This is a genomic window from Pantoea sp. UBA7232 (genome assembly GCF_002473195.1).
GTDB classification, from domain to species: domain Bacteria; phylum Pseudomonadota; class Gammaproteobacteria; order Enterobacterales; family Enterobacteriaceae; genus Pantoea; species Pantoea eucrina.
The window spans coordinates 1-18,758 of sequence record NZ_DKTK01000005.1 but is presented as its reverse complement, the minus strand read 5'-3'; the positions used below and the strand labels follow the sequence as shown (position 1 = coordinate 18,758).

At 57.0% G+C, this 18,758-nt stretch carries 14 protein-coding genes and 1 riboswitch; of the genes, 7 read left to right on the top strand and 7 right to left on the bottom strand.

Features of this window, described 5'->3' with window-relative positions:
• Positions 1-290 precede the first annotated feature (290 nt).
• Positions 291-1,400 (bottom strand): aspartate-semialdehyde dehydrogenase, encoded by a 1,110-nt coding sequence (asd, locus tag B4056_RS02090; protein WP_071668465.1) that lies wholly within the window; start codon positions 1,398-1,400, stop codon positions 291-293.
• A gap of 220 nt (positions 1,401-1,620) precedes the next feature.
• Here asd and B4056_RS02085 point away from each other — a divergent pair, with 220 nt between their 5' ends.
• Positions 1,621-2,214, top strand: a complete 594-nt coding sequence (locus B4056_RS02085; RefSeq protein ID WP_094112171.1) for a YhgN family NAAT transporter — start codon at positions 1,621-1,623, stop codon at positions 2,212-2,214.
• A 46-nt stretch (positions 2,215-2,260) separates the two neighbouring features.
• Here B4056_RS02085 and panS read toward each other — a convergent pair whose 3' ends face one another.
• Together panS and lysC are read right to left on the bottom strand one after the other, a co-directional pair.
• Entirely contained in the window at positions 2,261-3,181 is a 921-nt protein-coding gene (gene panS, locus B4056_RS02080) for a ketopantoate/pantoate/pantothenate transporter PanS (RefSeq protein ID WP_039381880.1), read from the bottom strand.
• 295 nt (positions 3,182-3,476) lie between these two features.
• On the bottom strand, positions 3,477-4,832 hold the full coding sequence (gene lysC, locus B4056_RS02075) for a lysine-sensitive aspartokinase 3 (protein ID WP_094112172.1): 1,356 nt from the start codon (positions 4,830-4,832) through the stop codon (positions 3,477-3,479).
• Between the two features lie 112 nt (positions 4,833-4,944).
• Positions 4,945-5,139: riboswitch (Lysine riboswitch) on the bottom strand.
• 454 nt (positions 5,140-5,593) lie between these two features.
• Between lysC and pgi the strand changes: the two genes are divergently transcribed.
• The 6 genes from pgi to iclR all read left to right on the top strand — a co-directional run bounded on the left by pgi (position 5,594) and on the right by iclR (position 12,570).
• Positions 5,594-7,240 (top strand): glucose-6-phosphate isomerase, encoded by a 1,647-nt coding sequence (gene pgi / locus B4056_RS02070; RefSeq protein WP_065650404.1) that lies wholly within the window; start codon positions 5,594-5,596, stop codon positions 7,238-7,240.
• Positions 7,241-7,745: 505 nt separating this feature from the next.
• Positions 7,746-7,997 carry an exopolysaccharide production protein YjbE gene (gene yjbE, locus B4056_RS02065; RefSeq protein WP_113655588.1) on the top strand — a complete coding sequence of 84 codons (252 nt, stop codon included), beginning with the start codon at positions 7,746-7,748 and terminating at the stop codon, positions 7,995-7,997.
• A gap of 75 nt (positions 7,998-8,072) precedes the next feature.
• Complete coding sequence (locus B4056_RS02060; protein ID WP_094112274.1) at positions 8,073-8,720, top strand: YjbF family lipoprotein; 648 nt, start codon at positions 8,073-8,075, stop codon at positions 8,718-8,720.
• Entirely contained in the window at positions 8,717-9,454 is a 738-nt protein-coding gene (locus B4056_RS02055) for a capsule biosynthesis GfcC family protein (protein ID WP_039381872.1), read from the top strand. The genes B4056_RS02060 and B4056_RS02055 overlap by 4 nt, the downstream gene beginning before the upstream one ends.
• A complete protein-coding gene (locus B4056_RS02050) occupies positions 9,454-11,544 on the top strand; it encodes a YjbH domain-containing protein (protein ID WP_094112275.1) in 2,091 nt (696 codons plus the stop codon). Before B4056_RS02055 ends, B4056_RS02050 begins: the two co-directional genes overlap by 1 nt.
• Before the next feature lie 192 nt (positions 11,545-11,736).
• The gene (gene iclR / locus B4056_RS02045) at positions 11,737-12,570 is read left to right on the top strand and encodes a glyoxylate bypass operon transcriptional repressor IclR (protein WP_150034797.1); all 834 of its coding nucleotides are present in this window, start codon (positions 11,737-11,739) and stop codon (positions 12,568-12,570) included.
• On the opposite strand, the gene aceK is transcribed toward iclR, so the two are convergent.
• The 4 genes from aceK to metA form a co-directional block, all read right to left on the bottom strand.
• Positions 12,567-14,303: a bifunctional isocitrate dehydrogenase kinase/phosphatase gene (gene aceK / locus B4056_RS02040; RefSeq protein WP_288653696.1), complete on the bottom strand. Its 1,737-nt coding sequence runs from the start codon at positions 14,301-14,303 to the stop codon at positions 12,567-12,569. The two genes, iclR and aceK, sit on opposite strands and share 4 nt — an antisense overlap.
• A gap of 67 nt (positions 14,304-14,370) precedes the next feature.
• Positions 14,371-15,672 carry an isocitrate lyase gene (gene aceA / locus B4056_RS02035; protein WP_288653695.1) on the bottom strand — a complete coding sequence of 434 codons (1,302 nt, stop codon included), beginning with the start codon at positions 15,670-15,672 and terminating at the stop codon, positions 14,371-14,373.
• Positions 15,673-15,688: 16 nt separating this feature from the next.
• Positions 15,689-17,287 carry a malate synthase A gene (aceB, locus tag B4056_RS02030; protein WP_094112278.1) on the bottom strand — a complete coding sequence of 533 codons (1,599 nt, stop codon included), beginning with the start codon at positions 17,285-17,287 and terminating at the stop codon, positions 15,689-15,691.
• 260 nt (positions 17,288-17,547) lie between these two features.
• On the bottom strand, positions 17,548-18,477 hold the full coding sequence (gene metA / locus B4056_RS02025) for a homoserine O-acetyltransferase MetA (protein WP_039381857.1): 930 nt from the start codon (positions 18,475-18,477) through the stop codon (positions 17,548-17,550).
• Positions 18,478-18,758: the final 281 nt, after the last annotated feature.

The window sequence follows — 18,758 nt, the reverse complement described above, 5'->3', positions numbered from 1 at the left end:
TTTTCATTGAGTCATACGTACACTGGCAAGAGAGGCCACCCTCCATGGGAAAATTCGTTGCCAGGTACCACTACTAATTCGCTTACAAAGTACAACCTGTTAACAATCGGTACTTCTCAGTTAAATCATAGCTTGGGGTTGGCAGAAGCCAGGGAGGAACGTGAAAAATTGTTATCGGAAAAACAAAAAAGGGAAGCCGATCACTCGCTGGCGGCAATTTGCCTTATGTTTTGCCCGTCAGCTGATTAAAAAAAAGCCGGGAAACCCCGGCCTGTCTGATGTCGCTGCGCTTAGTCGATAAGCAGACGCAGCATGCGACGCAGCGGTTCTGCGGCACCCCACAGCAGCTGATCGCCAACGGTGAAAGCGGAAAGATACTCCGGTCCCATATTGAGTTTGCGCAGGCGGCCAACCGGCGTGGTCAGGCGACCGGTAACCGCGGCGGGCGTCAGCTCGCGCATCGTGATCTCGCGATCGTTTGGCACCACTTTTACCCACTCGTTATGCGCTGCAAGCAGCTGCTCAATCTCTGCCAGCGGCAGATCTTTTTTCAGCTTCAGCGTAAACGCCTGGCTGTGGCAGCGCAGCGCACCGACGCGCACGCAGAGGCCGTCAACCGGAATGATGTTGCCGGTGTTGAGAATCTTGTTGGTCTCCGCCTGCCCTTTCCACTCTTCGCGGCTCTGGCCATTGTCGAGCTGCTTGTCGATCCAGGGAATCAGGCTGCCCGCCAGTGGCACACCAAAGTTATCCGTCGGCAGCGTGCCGGAACGGGTAAAATCAGTCACGCTGCGCTCAATCTCCAGAATAGCGGAAGCGGGATCCTGCAGCGCCGGAGCGACATGGTCATGCAGCATACCCATCTGCGTCAGCAGTTCGCGCATATGACGCGCGCCGCCGCCGGACGCCGCCTGGTAAGTCGCCACCGAGGCCCACTCTACCAGATCGTTTGCAAACAGGCCGCCCAGCGACATCAGCATCAGGCTGACGGTGCAGTTGCCACCGACAAAGGTTTTGATGCCGTTGTTCAGGCCGTCGCGAATCACCTGATGGTTGACCGGATCGAGAATAATGATGGCGTCATCTTTCATGCGCAGCGTAGAAGCTGCATCAATCCAGTAGCCCTGCCAGCCGCTCTCGCGCAGCTTTGGATAGACTTCACTGGTATAGTCGCCGCCCTGGCAGGTAATAATGATGTCGAGCGCTTTCAGCGCGTCAATATCAAACGCATCCTGCAGCGCGCCGGTTGACTTACCGCCAAACGCGGGCGCAGCCTGACCCAGCTGTGACGTAGAGAAGAACACCGGATTGATCACGTCAAAATCGCGTTCTTCGCTCATTCGTGACATCAGCACAGAGCCGACCATGCCACGCCAACCAATAAAACCTACATTCTTCATTTTCTGTCCGTCTCAGGAGCTCGGGCCGAGGCCTGTATAGTGCATGTATCAGACCCGGCGCTAACGATGCGCGAGCCTGCGTAATATTCAGGTTTACCTGCGACCTTCAACTCTACAAAATGCTGCACTTCTGGCAAGTGAATTAATTCGATTACACCTGTTTTTTCAGCAACAGAGCTAATAATAGTGAACACCAACAGAAAGGAGTGGTTTACCGCCCATGACTGAAATGATATCTGCGACCGTGCTGCTGCTGCTGATCATGGATCCTCTCGGCAATCTGCCTATTTTTATGTCGGTGCTGAAACATCTGGAACCCAGACGCCGTCGCGTGGTGCTGATGCGCGAAATGCTGATTGCGCTCGGTCTGATGCTGCTGTTTCTGTTTGCCGGTGAACGCATTCTGATGTTCCTGAATCTGCGCACCGAAACGGTCTCTATTTCCGGCGGCATTATTCTGTTCCTGATCGCGATTCGCATGATTTTTCCTTCCGGCGACACCGGCAGCAGCGGCCTGCCGGCCGGTGAGGAGCCGTTTCTCGTGCCGCTGGCCATCCCGCTGGTCGCCGGCCCCTCACTGCTGGCCACGCTGATGCTGCTGTCGCACCAGTACCCGCATCAGATGAGCCATCTGGTCGGCGCGCTGCTGATCGCCTGGGGAGCTACGGTTATCATTCTGCTGCTGTCGGGAGTGTTTCTGCGCCTGCTGGGCGACAAAGGCGTTAACGCGCTGGAGCGGCTGATGGGACTGATCCTGATTATGCTGGCGACGCAGATGTTTCTGGATGGGATCCGGGCGTATCTGAAGTTATAACCGCATGCTATGGCTGCGGGCGACTGGCATCGCCCGCATCAACCATTCAGGATTTTTTCTTTATGGGTTTGCCAGACCAGTAGCCTGCCAGCAGTGAGCCGGAGAGGTTGTGCCAGACCGAGAAGAGTGCACCCGGCAGGGCAGCAAGCGGTGAGAAATAGAGTTTGCCGAGCGTAGCCGCCAGCCCCGAATTCTGCATCCCCACCTCCAGCGCCAGCGTGCGGCAGGTCGACTCATCAAAGCCAAACAGCTTGCCGCCCCAGTAGCCGCCGAGCAGACCAATGGCGTTATGCAGGATCACCGCCAGAATAACCATCAGGCCCACCGATCCGATAAAGCTCTGGCTACCCGCCACCACCGCGCTGATAATCAGCAAAATGCAGAGCATGGAAAACGCCGGCAGCCAGGGTTCAACGCGGCGCACCACGCTGTTCATGGTGTGATGAATAATCAGCCCGAGTGAAATCGGGATCACCACAATTTTCACGATGCTCAGCAGCATCCCCACTACGTCGACCTGAATATGCGTATCAACGTAAAAACGGGTCAGCAGCGGAGTGGCAAATACGCCCACCAGCGCAGAGACGGAAGAGATCGTCACCGAGAGCGCCACATCGCCCTTCGCCAGGTAAATCATTACGTTTGACGCGGTTCCGCTGGCGACGCTGCCGACCAGAATCATGCCGGCAGCCAGATCGGGCGGCATCTGAAACAGCTTTGCCAGCGCCCATGCGGCCAGCGGCATCACCAGATAGTGCAGAAAGGTGCCGGCAATCACCGGAGCCGGACGCACCAGCACGCGTTTAAAATCATCAATATTTAGCGTAACGCCCATGCCAAACATGATCAGCATCAGCAGATAAGAGACCCACGGACCGATACCGGTAAAGGTGGATGGCGAGTAATAGGCGGCGACTGAGAGCAGTACAGCCCAGAGTGGGAACAGGCGGGTGAGACTGGCGAGCATGAAACACTTCCTTTTTCAGAGACCTTTGTCCGCTACAAAAACGAGCCGGAGAGGTTTTAGATAATGTGCCACAGGTGAAAGATCGCACGGGGAACGACCGCTGCAATCGGAAGGGATCATAACATTTCGTTATCGCCGACGACGGTGCCGGCGGCAATTGCCTATCAGCTGCTGCGTATTACGCCCTGAAGCGGGAAATAACACTGCGCTTTGCGGCAAACGCCAGCAGATATGGCGGGTTCAGGCGGAAAAAAAGCCGGACAGCGTCCGGCTAATCAGCATCATAAGGGGGGTATCAGGCACCAAACAGATTGTGATGCAGCGCGCGCACCACCGCTTCCGCATCTGGCGTCGGCACCAGGAAACAGAGGTTGTAGCTGCTGGCACCGTAGCAAATCATGCGCAGATTAAACGGCTCCAGCGCACCAAAGACTTCTTTGCCCACGCCGCAGGCTTTCGACAGGTTGTTACCGATAATAGCGACCAGCGCCAGATTCTCTTCAACTTCCACGCGGCACAGCGAAGAGAGCTCGGTAAGCAGCGCCTGCGTCAGCAGGCTATCCACGCTGCTGGTGGAGCCGGTGTTATCCAGCGTCAGCGCCACGCTGACTTCAGAGGTGGTGACCAGATCCACAGAAACATTATGGCGCGCCAGAATCGCAAACACCTCAGCCAGAAAACCGTGCGCGTGCAGCATGTTCAGGCTGTGCAGCGTCAGCAGCGTCTGCTTGCGACGCAGTGCCAGCGCGCGGAACAGCGGCGGATTACGCGTTTCATTGCAGACGCGCGTGCCGCCGGCGGCCGGATCTTTACTGGAGCCAACAAACACCGGGATATCGCTGCGTACCGCCGGCAGCAGCGTGGCGGGATGGAGCACTTTCGCGCCAAAAATTGCCATTTCTGCCGCCTCTTCGAAGGTGATCTCTTCGATACGGCGCGCAGCCGGCACCACGCGCGGATCGGTGGTATAGATACCTGCCACGTCGGTCCAGATATCGATGCGCTCAGCCTGCAGCGCCTCGCCCAGCAGCGCAGCAGTATAATCGCTGCCGCCGCGGCCCAGCGTGGTGGTGCGCCCTTTGCTCTCGCTGCCGATAAAGCCCTGAGTCACCACCAGCGCTTCGGCAATGCGCGGCTGCAGCTGCGCCGCTGCCAGCGTCTGCAGCTCAGCCACCTGCGGCTCGGCCCGGCCAAAACGATCGCTGGTGCGCATCACTTTGCGAACGTCAAACCACTCTGCATTGACACCGCGCTCGCGCAGGATCTCGACAAACAGTAGCGTTGACATCAGTTCGCCGTGGCTGACCAGTTCATCGGTAAGAGCCAGAGAATTGGCCAGCGCCGTGGTATCTGACAGCATGGTGATATTTTCCAGCACGCGGTCAATTTCTTCACGGATCACATCCGGCGCAGCAAGGCGATCGATAATGGCGTACTGGATACGGCGAATTTCATCCAGCATCTGGGTACGCTCTGCCTGATCCTGGCCCTCGGCCAGCGCGACCAGCAGATTCGTCACGCCAGCAGACGCAGAGAGAACGACCAGACGGGTGTGGGCATCGGACAGCACAACGTCTGCGCTGCGGTTCATGGCATCGAAATCGGCAACGCTGGTGCCACCAAATTTTGCCACAATCAACGGTTGAGACATGTAACAAACCTCGTGTCAGGTTATCTTCCGCCGGGAATTCGGTTCAGAAGACAGGGATAACAGCCTTGGCACAAGAGAAGAGCGGAATTGGACAGACAAGATCAGGAGATGAGTCACCAAAAGCACTTCACCTTGCGAAACGTCCGACTGCGGACGCTTCTGGTGACAACCCAGAGGATTCAGCCCCTGCAGCCGACAGCACAACACTCCGCGTGTTATGCCATCTCGGCGTCGCACCCCCTGATGTGTTTTCGCCGGATACGGATCCTCAAACACACTGCCTGGGCGACGCGCCTCTTCTGGCTTGCACCCGGAGGTGCAAGTCGCGGGCATAAATTATCGACAAATTGTGCTGCTGTCCAGCCTTGTGGCACCCGGAGAAATGATTTTTTAACGCGTGCAGCCCCGCTGTAAATACGCGCCGCGCCCGATGCGGGATCCCTGATACAAAAGCGCCCGCTTACGCGGCTTTTTACTGACGCGCCGCAGAATTTATCTTTTCCGCATGCGGCATACTGGCGCCTGGATTTCACTGAAACCGTGCGGCCAGGGTCACAAAATTTTTCCTTTCGCCTGCAACTATGGTCATACTGAAATGCGTTTGCGCGATGCCTGTTCGACTGTACCCGACGCGGTTATGCCCCTGATAAACAGGCGCACACCGGGGTATCAGCAGCGCGCCGTAAGAGAAACTAAGCATGCCGGGCCAGCGGAACGCGCCCGGATGAAATGACGGTTCTTATATCAACAAGAGTGTTGCCATGAAAAATATCAATCCGACACAAACCGCAGCGTGGCAAGCGCTGCAGCAGCATTTTGAACAGATGAAATCAGTGCAGATCGCCGATCTTTTTCAGCAGGATGCCGATCGTTTTGCGAAATTCTCCGCTACGTTCGATGACCAGATGCTGGTGGATTTCTCAAAAAACCGTATCACTGAGGAAACCCTCACAAAATTACAGGCGCTGGCTAAAGAGACTGACCTGGCGGGCGCCATTAAATCGATGTTCTCCGGCGAGAAGATCAACCGTACGGAAGAGCGCGCCGTGCTGCACGTGGCGCTGCGCAACCGCAGCAATACGCCGATTCTGGTTGATGGCAAAGATGTGATGCCGGAAGTCAACGCCGTGCTGGACAAGATGAAAGGCTTCTCTGAGCGTATCATCAGCGGCGAATGGAAGGGATACACCGGTAAGCCCATTACCGATGTGGTCAACATCGGCATTGGCGGCTCCGATCTCGGTCCGTTTATGGTAACTGAGGCGCTGCGCCCTTATAAAAACCATCTGAATATGCACTTTGTCTCCAACGTTGACGGCACGCATATTGCTGAGACGCTGAAAGATCTGAACCCGGAAACCACGCTGTTCCTGGTGGCCTCAAAAACCTTCACCACGCAGGAAACCATGACCAATGCGCACAGCGCACGCGACTGGTTCCTGAAAACGGCGGGCGATCAGCAGCACGTGGCAAAACATTTTGCCGCGCTCTCTACCAACGGCAAAGCGGTCAGCGAGTTTGGTATTGATACCAGCAACATGTTTGAGTTCTGGGACTGGGTTGGCGGGCGCTACTCGCTCTGGTCGGCCATCGGCCTCTCTATTATTCTCTCCATCGGCTTTGACAACTTCACGCAGCTGCTCAGCGGCGCACACGCGATGGATCAGCATTTTGCCACCGCTCCGGCGGAGCAGAACCTGCCGGTGCTGCTGGCGCTGATCGGTATCTGGTACAACAACTTTTTTGGTGCCGAAACCGAAGCGATCCTGCCTTACGACCAGTATATGCATCGCTTTGCTGCCTATTTCCAGCAGGGCAACATGGAATCGAACGGCAAGTATGTCGATCGTGAAGGCAATCCGGTCGACTATCAGACCGGCCCGATTATCTGGGGCGAGCCTGGCACCAATGGTCAGCATGCGTTTTATCAGCTGATCCATCAGGGCACCAAGCTGGTGCCGTGCGACTTTATTGCACCGGCCATTACCCATAACGCGCTGGCCGATCACCACCAGAAGCTGCTGTCGAACTTTTTTGCTCAGACCGAGGCGCTGGCGTTTGGTAAGTCACGCGATACGGTAGAGAAAGAGTTTACCGATGCCGGCAAATCGGCGGAGTCCGTGGCGCACGTTGTGCCGTTTAAAGTGTTTGAAGGTAACCGTCCGACTAACTCCATTCTGCTGCGCGAAATTACCCCTTACAGCCTGGGTGCGCTGATTGCGCTGTATGAACATAAGATTTTCACGCAGGGTGCCATTCTGAATATTTACACGTTCGATCAGTGGGGCGTGGAACTGGGCAAACAGCTGGCAAATCGTATTTTGCCTGAGCTGGAAAATGACGCAGATATTGCCAGTCACGACAGCTCGACCAATGGATTGATCAATCGCTACAAATCCTGGCGTTAATTTGCATCAGGATCATCAGGGCGGCCGCTGGCCGCCTTTTTTATTCCGCTTATTTGCCGGTTTTAATACGGCCATTCATTGCTGATGAAATATCCCTTCGGCTGGCTACAGAAAATCTGATGTTGCGCTAAGCCTCTGCAAAAATCACAGATTTTACCGGATCTGATTGTGTGCAACAGGCGCTCAGCCCCCCTGAATCCACGCGGATTTAAATTTACAACCCATCAGGAAAATCCGATAATTCCTATTCCGTGCCAAATTTTACTAAAAAAGTGTAAAATCCTGCCGTATATAATGTCGTCATATTTACGCTTCAGGCAGCAGCAAACGGGCCACGGAAAAAAGCTATTCACGCCGGTTTTTTCTGACTGCAATACCACAGCAGCCGGATACAGGCGCGCTTTTTAGCCTGCTACAGGCTGATATTTTATTGCTCTGACGTAAATGCGCCTGAAACCAGGATAGCTCCTTCATTCATTTTTTTCTAAATGCAGGAAACGCTGTTATGAAAAAACTCGTGGCTGCCGGTGCAGCCTTGTTATATCTCGCGGTCGCTTCTGCCGCCCACGCCGTACCGGAAGAGACCGGCGCAGCAGCCGGCGCACAGGCGGGCGCGATCTCCTCTGGCGCATCGACCGCGGTGGGGATTGGCGCGCTCGGCGCGCTGGTAGGTCTCGGCCTTGCCGCTGCTGGCGGCGGCGGCGGTGATGGCGCAAATACCGGTACAACAACAACCACAACGGGCACGACCCGCTGATAATACGCTTTGACTCCTGACCACACCGCCGTGTGGTTATTTTTTGCTTTTGTTTTTTAGACAGGGATACACACAGTGCGCCAACTCTCTTTGCTGCTGCTTTGTCTGTTGCTGCAGGCCTGCACACAGACGCAAAAAGGTCTTGAGCAGACCGTTATGCTTGCCGTCAATGGTCCCGACGACGTCACGGTCAGTGCCGAACAGATTCAGAAACTCCCTTACGCCAGTATGTACGCCCGCATCGACAATGGCGCACGTATCTTTGTGGTACTCGGCTACCTTGAAGCGGGTCAGCAAAAGTGGGTGACTCAGGACAAAGCCATGCTGGTGATGCAGCATGGCCGCCTGGTGAAAACGCTGGGACTGCGCGACAACCTGCAGGCGGTCAGCAACCTCGCCGGGGATCCGCTGGCTGATGCGCTGCATCTGCAGAACGGTGCCAGCTGGACACGCGTCGTGCAGTGGCGTGAACAGGATCGGGTACGCGCCGCAACGGCGGTCTCGCAGTTTGAGCGCGGCACAGATGAAGTGCTGACGCTGGCGGGAGAAGCGATACCGTGCCGCGTCTGGCAGGAAAATGTGTCGATGGCGAGCCTGAACCGCACCTGGCAGAACACGTTCTGGATCGACAACCGCGACGGCACGGTGCTGCAGGCGCAGCAGATGCTTGCCGCTGACCAGTTTCCTGTTGTAACCACCCTTCTGAAGCCGGCTAAATCATGAAAAAAATAATCACTCTGCTGGCTGCACTGGCTCTGCCTGCGGCAGGCAACGCGCTGGCCGCAGGCCAGATTACCGTGCACGCTGCGACAGGCGATAGCAGCATGCAGATTGATGACGTTCAGCGTCTGAGCCAGCTGCTGACGCATCCCGGCCTCAATACCTGGTGGCCCGGCACCGTCATAGCAGAGCGCGGTGCTACCGCTGCCGTACAGCAACAGCGCCACCAGCTGCTGACCGATCTGCGCGCCTGGCAGGGCAGCAGCGATGCCGCACTCGGCGCAACCATCGGTGCAGTGATCCGGCAGCTCAACGCGCTGCCGGTTACCGGCCGGCAGTTTACCTCGCTGGATATCGACTGGCTGCGGCTGCATCCGGAAGCGGATCGTGCGCTGCAGGGCAGTTATGACCTCTATACCCTGCCGGAACCGCACCAGGTACTGATTATGGGCGCCCTCGCCCGGCCTGGCGCAGAGAGCTGGCAGCCCGGACGCAGCGTACGCGACTATCTCGCCGCACACGAACGCCTGACCGGCGGCGATCGCAGCGTGGCCACCGTTATTGCGCCATCTGGCGAGGTCCGTCAGGTTCCGGTCGCCTACTGGAATCAGCGTCATGCTGAAGTTGAACCCGGCAGCATTATCTGGCTCGGCTTTACCTCATGGAGCCTGCCGTGGGGCCAGGCAGATTTAAATACGCGTCTGATTTCTGTTCTGACTCACCGGATCCCGCAATAATGAAAAAACAACTACTGCTCAGCCTGCTGGCTGCATCTGTCTCTGCCGCCTGCCAGGTGCAGGCTGAAACCTGGCCGCAGCCGGTGGGTCCTTCACAATCCGATTTTGGCGGCGTCGGCCTGCTGCAGACGCCTACCGCCCGCATGGCGAAAGAGGGTGAATTCAGCCTTAACGCGCGGGATAACGATCAGTATCGCTACTACTCCGCCTCGCTTCAGCTTCTGTCGTGGCTGGAAACCACCGTACGCTATACCGATGTGCGGACCCGTCGCTACAGCGGCGTGGAAGATTTCAGCGGCAACCAGAGTTATAAAGATAAAGCGTTCGATCTGAAACTGCGCCTCTGGCAGGAGAGCTACTGGCTGCCGGAGGTGGCGGTGGGTTCACGCGACCTCGGCGGTACCGGGCTGTTTGACAGCGAATATCTGGTGGCGTCTAAAGCCTGGGGGCCGTTCGATTTTACGCTGGGCCTTGGCTGGGGCTATCTCGGCAACAGCGGCACCGTGAAAAACCCGTTTTGCTCTTACAGCGACAGCTATTGCAGCCGCACCGGTGGCGGCACGGCTGGTTCAGTCAATGGCTCACAGCTGTTTCATGGCCCTGCTGCCCTGTTTGGCGGCGTGGAGTATCAGACGCCGTGGCAGCCGCTGCGCCTTAAGCTGGAGTATGAGGGCAACGACTATCAGGATGACTTTGCCGGACGGCTGGAGCAGCGCAGCAAAGTCAACGCCGGTGCGATTTATCGCCTTACTGACTGGGCAGATATCAATGCCAGCTATGAGCGCGGCAACACCTTTATGTTTGGCGTCACCATTCGCACCAACTTCAACGATCTGCGCCAGACGCATATCGATACGCCGAAGCCTGCTTACGACCCGCATCCGCAGGGCGATCTGCTGGATTCTGCCGTGGTCGCCAGCCAGCTTAGCGCACTGAAGTATGACGCCGGATTCAATGGCCCGCGCATTCAGACCAAAGGCGCTACCCTTTACGTCAGCGGTGAGCAGATCAAATATCGCGATACGCGCGAAGGCGTTGATCGCGCCAATCGTATTATGATGAATCACCTGCCGACCGGCATTGACACGATTGCCGTCACGGAGTCGCGCTTTAATATGCCGCAGGTGACGACGCGCACGCAGGTTGCCAGCCTGCATAATACGCTCAGCGGCTATCCGCTGGGGCATGAGCAGCCGCTGCAGCAGTCGCGCGTTAATCCGGTCGATCCGGGCGTAACCGAGCAGGGCCTGTTTATGCGTAAAGATCGCCTGAACTACAGCCTGTCACCGGTGCTCAACCAGTCAGTTGGCGGGCCGGAAAGCTTCTATATGTATCAGGTTGGCGCGATGGCAAACGCGGATTACTGGCTGACCGATCACCTGCTGGTGGGCGGCAGCCTGTTCGGCAATATCGTGAACAACTATGACCGCTTCAATTATAACGGCGCGCCCTCTGACTCCACGCTGCCGCGCGTGCGTACCCATATCCGCGACTATGTGAAAAACAATGTCTACGTAAACGATCTGCAGGCCAACTATATGCATTACCTCGGTAATAACCTGTATGGTCAGGTTTATGGCGGCTATCTGGAGACCATGTATGGCGGCGCCGGTGCTGAAGTGCTCTACCGCCCGGTAGACAGCAACTGGGCGGTGGGCGTTGATGCCAACTATGTCAAACAACGCGACTGGGACAACATGATGCAGTTCCGCGACTACAAAGCGCCAACCGGTCATCTGACCGCCTACTGGCGCCCGTGGTTTATGCAGGATGTGCTGGTGAAAGCGAGCGTGGGGCAATACCTGGCGAAGGATAAAGGCGCCACGCTGGATATCTCCAAACGCTACGACAGCGGCGTCACCGTGGGCTTCTACGCCACCAAAACCAACGTTTCATCTGAAGCGTATGGCGAAGGCGACTTTACCAAAGGCTTCTATATTTCGGTTCCGATGGATCTGTTTACCGTCACGCCAACGCGCGGCCGTGCACAGGTGAACTGGGTGCCGCTGACGCGTGATGGTGGCCAGATGCTGAGTCGTAAATATCAGCTCTACGATCTGACCGCCGATCGCGACGCGCGGTTTAATTAAGATCGGGCGCGGGGTAACACCCGCGCACTCTATCTGTGCTGATGCTCTCCACCCCTCTTTCCCCTGGCATCAGTCAGACTCCGCACGCTTTCTTTCCTCATTGCTCACAGATCCGACCAGCACAACTGCATTTGCCTCCATAATGGTTAAAACGAAAATGGTTTCCACGTACAACGCTGAAATGGAGCAACTATGGCTACCCCGGTACCGGCTAAACGCGGAAAAAAACCTCGCGTTACCTCCCCTGCGGCTACGCCGCCGGCTGGCGGTCAGGTTCAGTCGCTGACGCGCGGCCTGCGTCTGCTGGAGCTAATTGCCGACGCGCACGGCAGCGTGGCGCTGACCGAGCTGGCGCAGCAGGCGGGCCTGCCAAATTCAACCACGCATCGTCTGCTCTCCACGATGCAGCAGCAGGGCTTTGTGCATCAGGTGGGCGATCTGGGCTACTGGACGATTGGCGCCCACGCCTTTGTGGTGGGCAGCAGTTTTCTGCAGAGCCGCAATCTGCTGGCCATTGTGCATCCGGTGTTACGGCGACTGATGGAGGAAGCTGGCGAGACGGTGAATCTGGCGGTGCTGGACCTGAGTGATTATCAGGCGGTGATTGTTGATCAGGTGCAGTGCACGCAGCTGATGCGTATGTCAGCCCCGATTGGCGGCAAGCTGCCGATGCACGCTTCCGGCGCCGGGAAAGCTTTTCTGGCCCATCTGAATGACGATCAGGTAACTGCACTGCTGCATCAGAAAGGCCTGCACGGCTATACGCCTAAAACGCTGATGTCGCCGCATACGCTGAAAGAGAATCTGGCGCTGATCCGCAAAATGGGCTTCTCGCATGATGATGAGGAGCATGCGCTGGGGCTGCGCTGCGTGGCGGCACCTATTTATGACGAGCACGGCGACGCGTTTGCCGCGATCTCTATTTCAGGCCCGCTGGCCCGTATGACGGACGATCGTATTACCGAGCTGGGTGCGCTGGTGATCCGCGCCGCCCGAACGGTCACGCAGACGTACGCCGGGCGTTAAACTGCTACCGTGGCGTAGCGCACGCTGAAGCGCCGGGCGTTACGCCACGCCATCGCCTCTTCAACATGGCCATTGCGGATCTGCGCCTGCAGCGATCGCCACCAGCCGGGGTCAAACAGCTGCGGATGCAGCGTCTGCAGCAGCCTGCCGGTCGCGGGTTCGCTGCAGAGCGCGTAACGGAACGTCTCCGGAAATATGTCATCGGGCCCGACGCTGTACCAGGGCTCTGCCTGCAGCTCCTGCTCTTCATAACGCGCGGGCGGAACGTCACGGAATATCAGCTCAGTCATCAGGCGGATTTCATCGTAGTCATAAAACACCACGCGCCCGTGGCGCGTCATACCGAAATTTTTAAACAGCATATCGCCGGGAAAAATGTTAGCCGCCGCCAGCTGACAGATGGCATTGCCATACTCCTCCAGCGCATGCCGACGCTGCGCCTCGCTGGCGTGCTGCAGCCAGAGGTTGAGCGGCTCCATGCGACGCTCCAGCCAGAGATGACGAATGATAACGTTCTCATCGCGCAGCGTGATCTTTTCCGGTATATCGCGCATGAACTCCGCCATCAGCGCGTCCGGGATCCGCGCGCGCGGCAGGGCAAAATAGCGAAACCCCTGCGTATCCGCCATGCGTCCGACGCGATCGTGCTCTTTGACCAGCCGGTAGCAGTCGTGCACCTGCGCTTCCGTTACCTCCTTTTGCGGCGCGAAACGGTCTTTAATGACCTTGAATACCCGATCGTAGCCCGGCAGAGTAAACACCAGCATCACCATGCCGCGCACGCCAGGCGCAGGCGCAAATGCGTCATCATGGTGTGCCAGATAGTGCAGATATTCGCGGTAGCTCTCGGTTTTACCGTGTTTCTGGCAGCCAATGGCGATATAGCGCTCGGCGAGGGTTTTGCCTGGCAGCAGCGGCTGCAGCCACGCCACCAGCGCCGCAGGCACCGGGGCGTAAACCATGAAGCTGGCGCGGGCGAAGCCAAATACGATGCTCGCCTCATCGCGATCCATCAGGCAGGTATCGATCCACAGCTGTCCATCGCTGTCGCGCTGGATCGGCAGCAGACAGGGCAGGATCTCACCGCTGCGGAACTGCAGCCGCGCGACAATCCACGCGGTTTTGTTACGATAGAAAAGTTCGCTGGCGACCTCCAGCACGGCACCGGCCAGCTGCGCCGCGCTGAACTGCTCCTTCAGATGCCGCTCAATCCAGCGGATATCGCGTGCCCGATCCTGCCACGTCAGCCGCAGGGGAAGATCGGACAGCAGCTGCCGCAGCGCACTCTGCCAGTCCGGCCGGGGAGCATAGCGACGCGACAGTGGACGCTGCGCTTCCGGTTGTTGCAAACCCGGCTGCGAGGAGTGAATAAACAGCCGCTCCGGAAACAGATGGCTGTGCCCCTGCAGCCGGCAGTAAACGGAGTTAAAAAAGCTCTCTGCAATTTCATGGCGCGGATAGCCCGGCAGCAGCGTCTCATAGTGCGCCTTTACCCGCAGCCAGAAGGCGGTATCCCACTCCGCCTGCCCGTTCAGCACGCGCAACTGACTGACTACCAGGGTGACATGATGATCATACAGATGTATGCGCTCCTTCATGGCGCGCTGCGCCGCCGGCCAGTCCGCCTGCTCAAACCGCTGCTGCGCACCGGCGGTGATATCGAGAAAACGACCGTACTGCGCGTCAAAGCCCTGCAGAATGGTATGGGCAATAAGGGATTCTCCGGGTGACATCAGTTATCTCCGGTACGCGGTGGCCATGAGCCGCTGCACAGCAGCGGCGCCTCTCTTGCCGATCCGATCAGAACTGCGCGGTTTCCGTTGAGCCGGTCAGGGCCGTCACAGAAGATGCGCCGCCCTGAATCACCGTGGTGATGCGATCAAAGTAACCGGTGCCCACTTCCTGCTGATGCGATGAAAAGGTGTAGCCTTTGTCGCGCGCCGCAAATTCCGGCTGCTGCACTTTTTCAACGTAGTGGCGCATCCCCTCGCCCTGCGCGTACGCGTGCGCCAGGTCAAACATGCTGAACCACATGCTGTGGATCCCGGCCAGCGTAATAAACTGAAAGCGATAGCCCATGTCGCTCAGCGCCTGCTGAAAGCGTGCGATGGTGCGATCGTCGAGGTTTTTCTTCCAGTTAAATGAAGGCGAGCAGTTATAGGCCAGCAGTTTGCCGGGATAGCGCGCGTGTATCGCGTCAGCAAAGCGCTGCGCCAGCGCCAGATCGGGCGCGGAGGTTTCACACCATAAAACATCGGCATAGGGCGCATAGGCAAGACCGCGGCTGATCGCCTGCTCGATCCCGGCACGGGTGCGATAAAATCCCTCCGGCGTACGTTCACCGGTGATAAACGCGCTGTCGTTCGGATCGCAGTCAGAAGTAATTAAGTCAGCAGCGTCCGCATCGGTGCGCGCAATCAGCACGGTTGGCACATTCATGACATCAGCCGCAAGGCGTGCAGCTATCAGTTTCTGAATCGCGTCCTGCGTTGGCACCAGCACCTTACCGCCCATATGGCCGCATTTTTTTACCGCCGCCAGCTGATCTTCAAAATGCACGGCGCCAGCCCCGGCCACAATCATCGATTTCATCAGCTCAAAAGCGTTCAGTACGCCGCCAAAGCCCGCCTCCGCATCGGCCACTATCGGCAGAAAATAGTCGACATACGCGTCATCCTCCGGCGACAGGCCGCTGGCCCACTGGATCTGATCGGCGCGCTGAAAGCTCTGATTAATCCGCTGCACCACCTCCGGTACAGAGTTAACCGGATAGAGCGACTGATCGGGATACATTTGCCCGGCGAGGTTCGCATCCGCCGCCACCTGCCAGCCAGAGAGATAAATAGCTTCGATACCGGCTTTCGCCTGCTGCAGCGCCTGACCGCCGGTTAATGCGCCGAGACTGTTGATATAACCTTTTGCCGCACCGCCGTTAAGCAGCGACCAGAGCCTGACGGCGCCCCGCTCTGCCAGCGTGCAGGCCGGCGTCACCGATCCGCGCAGGCTGATGACCTCCTCCGCCCGATAGGGACGCGTGATACCGTTCCAGCGCGCATCCTGCCAGCTCATTTCCAGCTGTGTGATCTGTTGTGTCCGATTCATAGCACTCTCTCCGGGGTCAGGGCAGCAGGCGGTAGCCTGGCAGCGTCAGAAATGGAACCAGCTCGTTATCCGTGGTGATTTGCGCCATCAGCGCGGCTGCATCTTCAAAGCGTCCCTGCTGAAAACGTTCGTCGCCGTAGCGCTGACGCAGCGCGGCCAGCTCTTCGTCAAGAAACTGCTCAAACAGGGCAGCGGTGACCAGCTGGCCATCACTCAGGATCTGTTTGTGACGGATCCACTGCCAGATAGAGGCGCGGGCGATTTCAGCCGTTGCCGCATCTTCCATCAGTCCCTCAATCGGCACGCAGCCGTTACCGCTAATCCACGCTTCCAGATACTGCAGCGCAACGCGGATGTTTGCGCGCATGCCCGCTTCGGTACGTAAACCGCGACAGGGACGCAGCAGCCGCTCAGCCGTTACCGGCGAATCGGTATCACGCGTCACATGCAGCTGATTGGCGCGATCGCCCAGCTGGCGATCAAACACCTTCATGGCAATATCTGCCAGGCCAGGATGCGCAACCCATGTCCCGTCATGGCCGTTACCCGCTTCGCGCGCTTTATCTTCCTCAACTTTATCTTTTACCCACGCATTGCGCGTCTCTTCCTGCGCCGGAATGAGTGCAGACATGCCGCCCATTGCCAGTACGCCGCGCCGGTGGCAGGTTTTAATCAGCAGCCGGGAGTACGTATCCAGAAAGGGCTGATCCATGGTGATCTGCTGCCGATCGGGCAGAATGCGATCGCTATGCTGGCCCAGCGTTTTGATGTAGCTGAAGATGTAATCCCAGCGGCCGCAGTTAAGCGCCACCGCGTGGTCGCGCAGCTCCCACAGGATCTCATCCATCTGAAACACCGCGGGCAGCGTTTCAATCAGTACCGTGGCCTTGATCGTGCCGCGCGGCAGATCAAATCGATCTTCGCTGAAGCGGAAGATCTCACGCCACCATGCCACCTCACTGGCGTGTTCGGTTTTAGGCAGATAAAACCACGGCGCGTGCCCTTTCTCCTGCAGTGCCCGCACGTTATGGAACACGTAGAGGGCAAAATCGAACAGGCCAGCCGGAATCGCTTTATCGCGCCATTCCACATGTTTTTCAGCCAGATGTAATCCGCGTACCCGGCACATCAGCAGTGCAGGATCGGAGCGCAGCTGGTAGATCCGGCCATCATCGCGCGTGAATCGCAGCGTACCGGCGACCGCTTCACGCAGCACCTGCTGCCCTTCAATCAGCTTGCTCCAGCACGGAGCCAGCGAATCCTCGAAATCCGCCATAAAAACCTTAACGTTGGCGTTCAGCGCGTTAATGGTCATTTTGCGATCGGGTGGCCCGGTAATTTCGACCCGGCGATCGCACAGCAGCTCAGGCAGCGGGCGCACCTGCCATTCATTTTCACGAATGGAAGTGGTTTCCGCATTAAAGTCAGGCAGCGCTCCGCGATCGTAGTCCCGCTGGCGCTGCTGCCGCGCTTTAAGCAGTCGATCGCGTTCCGGGGCAAAGCGCACGACCAGCGCCTGCAGAAAATCGATAGCCGCCGGCGTCAGCAGTTGCTGCTCCCCGTCTGAGAAGGGCTGAGTGAAGGTCAGCGTAGAGTGAATAATCGTGTCTGTCATGCTGGCTCTCTCCTGAAGCGATCCTGGTTTACTGCCGGGATCGGAATACTGGATGTTTTGTAACCGACAGGATCAGAGCATATGCATTTTAATTTTTATTTCAAAAACTATTTCCATTTTATGAAAAGATAAGCATTAACTCTCTGTATATACTGTTATTTAAAGTATCAAAATAAAGGCAATGGTTTCTGCTTTGGAAAAGACATAAAAAAACCGCGATGGCCTGAGGGCGATCGCGGTGGAGAGAAGCTAAAAAGAGATCAGTCGAGAGTCGGATTCATATGGCGCAGATCAAACGGCGTGATCTGGTAAACATAGTAGTTCAGCCAGTTAGAGAACAGCAGGTTGCCGTGGCTGCGCCAGGTCGCACGCGGCGGCAGGGCCGGATTGTTCTGCGGGAAATAGTTAAACGGGACTTCCGGCTGCAGACCCGCATCATTATCCCGGTGAAATTCACCTGCAAGGGTCAGCGCGTCATATTCCGGGTGCCCGGTTACAAAGGCCAGCCGCTTGTCCCGGCTCGCCATCAGATAAGCGCCGGTTGCCTCAGATTCAGCAAACAGTTCGAGATCGGTGTAGTCGCGTATAAGCTGGCTGGGAAAATCCGCATAGCGCGAATGCGGCGCCAGAAAATTGTCATCAAAGCCGCGCGTCAGCAAAGCGTGCGGATGCAGGATCTGATGTTCATAGACGCCTGACAGTTTGTTTTGCCGCGTCTGCTTGGGAATACCATACAGAATGTTCAGCGCAGCCTGTACCGCCCAGCAGACAAACAGCGTAGAGGTGACATGCTCGTTTGCCCAGTGCAGCACGCGCTGGATCTGCGGCCAGTAGGCGACGTCGTTAAAGTCAACCAGACCCAGCGGCGCACCTGTCACAATCAGGCCATCGAAGTTATCGTGCTGTATCTCTTCGAAATTGCAGTAAAAGTTATTCAGATGTTCGCTGGGAGTATTGCGCGATTCGCGGCTGTCTATCCGCAATAGCTGCACATCAATTTGCAGCGGTGAGTTGGAGAGCAGACGTAAAAACTGATTTTCAGTCTCGATCTTTTTTGGCATCAGGTTAAGGATCAGTACTTTTAACGGGCGGATCTCCTGAACACGGGCGCGCGATGAGGTCATCACAAACACATTTTCATCACGTAAGAAATTCACTGCCGGTAATTCGTCGGGCACCCTGATTGGCATAACCTGCTCACCTCTTGCTGATAACCATATAAACGTTTAGACATCCAGATGCCCGAGATTAGCCTGGCATACGCGGAATGTCGAGACTTCATGCTATTTATGAAAATGTTTCAGCTTAATGTGGCATAACCGACAGCGACAGAGAAGAAAGGAAATTTCGCCGGCACTAAAAGCGAGACGGTAAGATCTTTTTTGAGGTAAAAAAAGTACCCATAGCATGCTGATGCTTCAGCAATACCCGTGAGCGAACGTAAAAGTTATTTTCTGCAGACGTAAAAAAG

Coding starts and splice junctions, on each gene's coding strand:
- asd (WP_071668465.1), bottom strand. CDS start 1,400: ATGAAGAATGTAGGTTTTATTGGTTGGCGTGGCATGGTCGGCTCTGTG.
- B4056_RS02085 (WP_094112171.1), top strand. CDS start 1,621: ATGACTGAAATGATATCTGCGACCGTGCTGCTGCTGCTGATCATGGAT.
- panS (WP_039381880.1), bottom strand. CDS start 3,181: ATGCTCGCCAGTCTCACCCGCCTGTTCCCACTCTGGGCTGTACTGCTC.
- lysC (WP_094112172.1), bottom strand. CDS start 4,832: ATGTCTCAACCGTTGATTGTGGCAAAATTTGGTGGCACCAGCGTTGCC.
- pgi (WP_065650404.1), top strand. CDS start 5,594: ATGAAAAATATCAATCCGACACAAACCGCAGCGTGGCAAGCGCTGCAG.
- yjbE (WP_113655588.1), top strand. CDS start 7,746: ATGAAAAAACTCGTGGCTGCCGGTGCAGCCTTGTTATATCTCGCGGTC.
- B4056_RS02055 (WP_039381872.1), top strand. CDS start 8,717: ATGAAAAAAATAATCACTCTGCTGGCTGCACTGGCTCTGCCTGCGGCA.
- B4056_RS02050 (WP_094112275.1), top strand. CDS start 9,454: ATGAAAAAACAACTACTGCTCAGCCTGCTGGCTGCATCTGTCTCTGCC.
- iclR (WP_150034797.1), top strand. CDS start 11,737: ATGGCTACCCCGGTACCGGCTAAACGCGGAAAAAAACCTCGCGTTACC.
- aceK (WP_288653696.1), bottom strand. CDS start 14,303: ATGTCACCCGGAGAATCCCTTATTGCCCATACCATTCTGCAGGGCTTT.
- aceA (WP_288653695.1), bottom strand. CDS start 15,672: ATGAATCGGACACAACAGATCACACAGCTGGAAATGAGCTGGCAGGAT.
- aceB (WP_094112278.1), bottom strand. CDS start 17,287: ATGACAGACACGATTATTCACTCTACGCTGACCTTCACTCAGCCCTTC.
- metA (WP_039381857.1), bottom strand. CDS start 18,477: ATGCCAATCAGGGTGCCCGACGAATTACCGGCAGTGAATTTCTTACGT.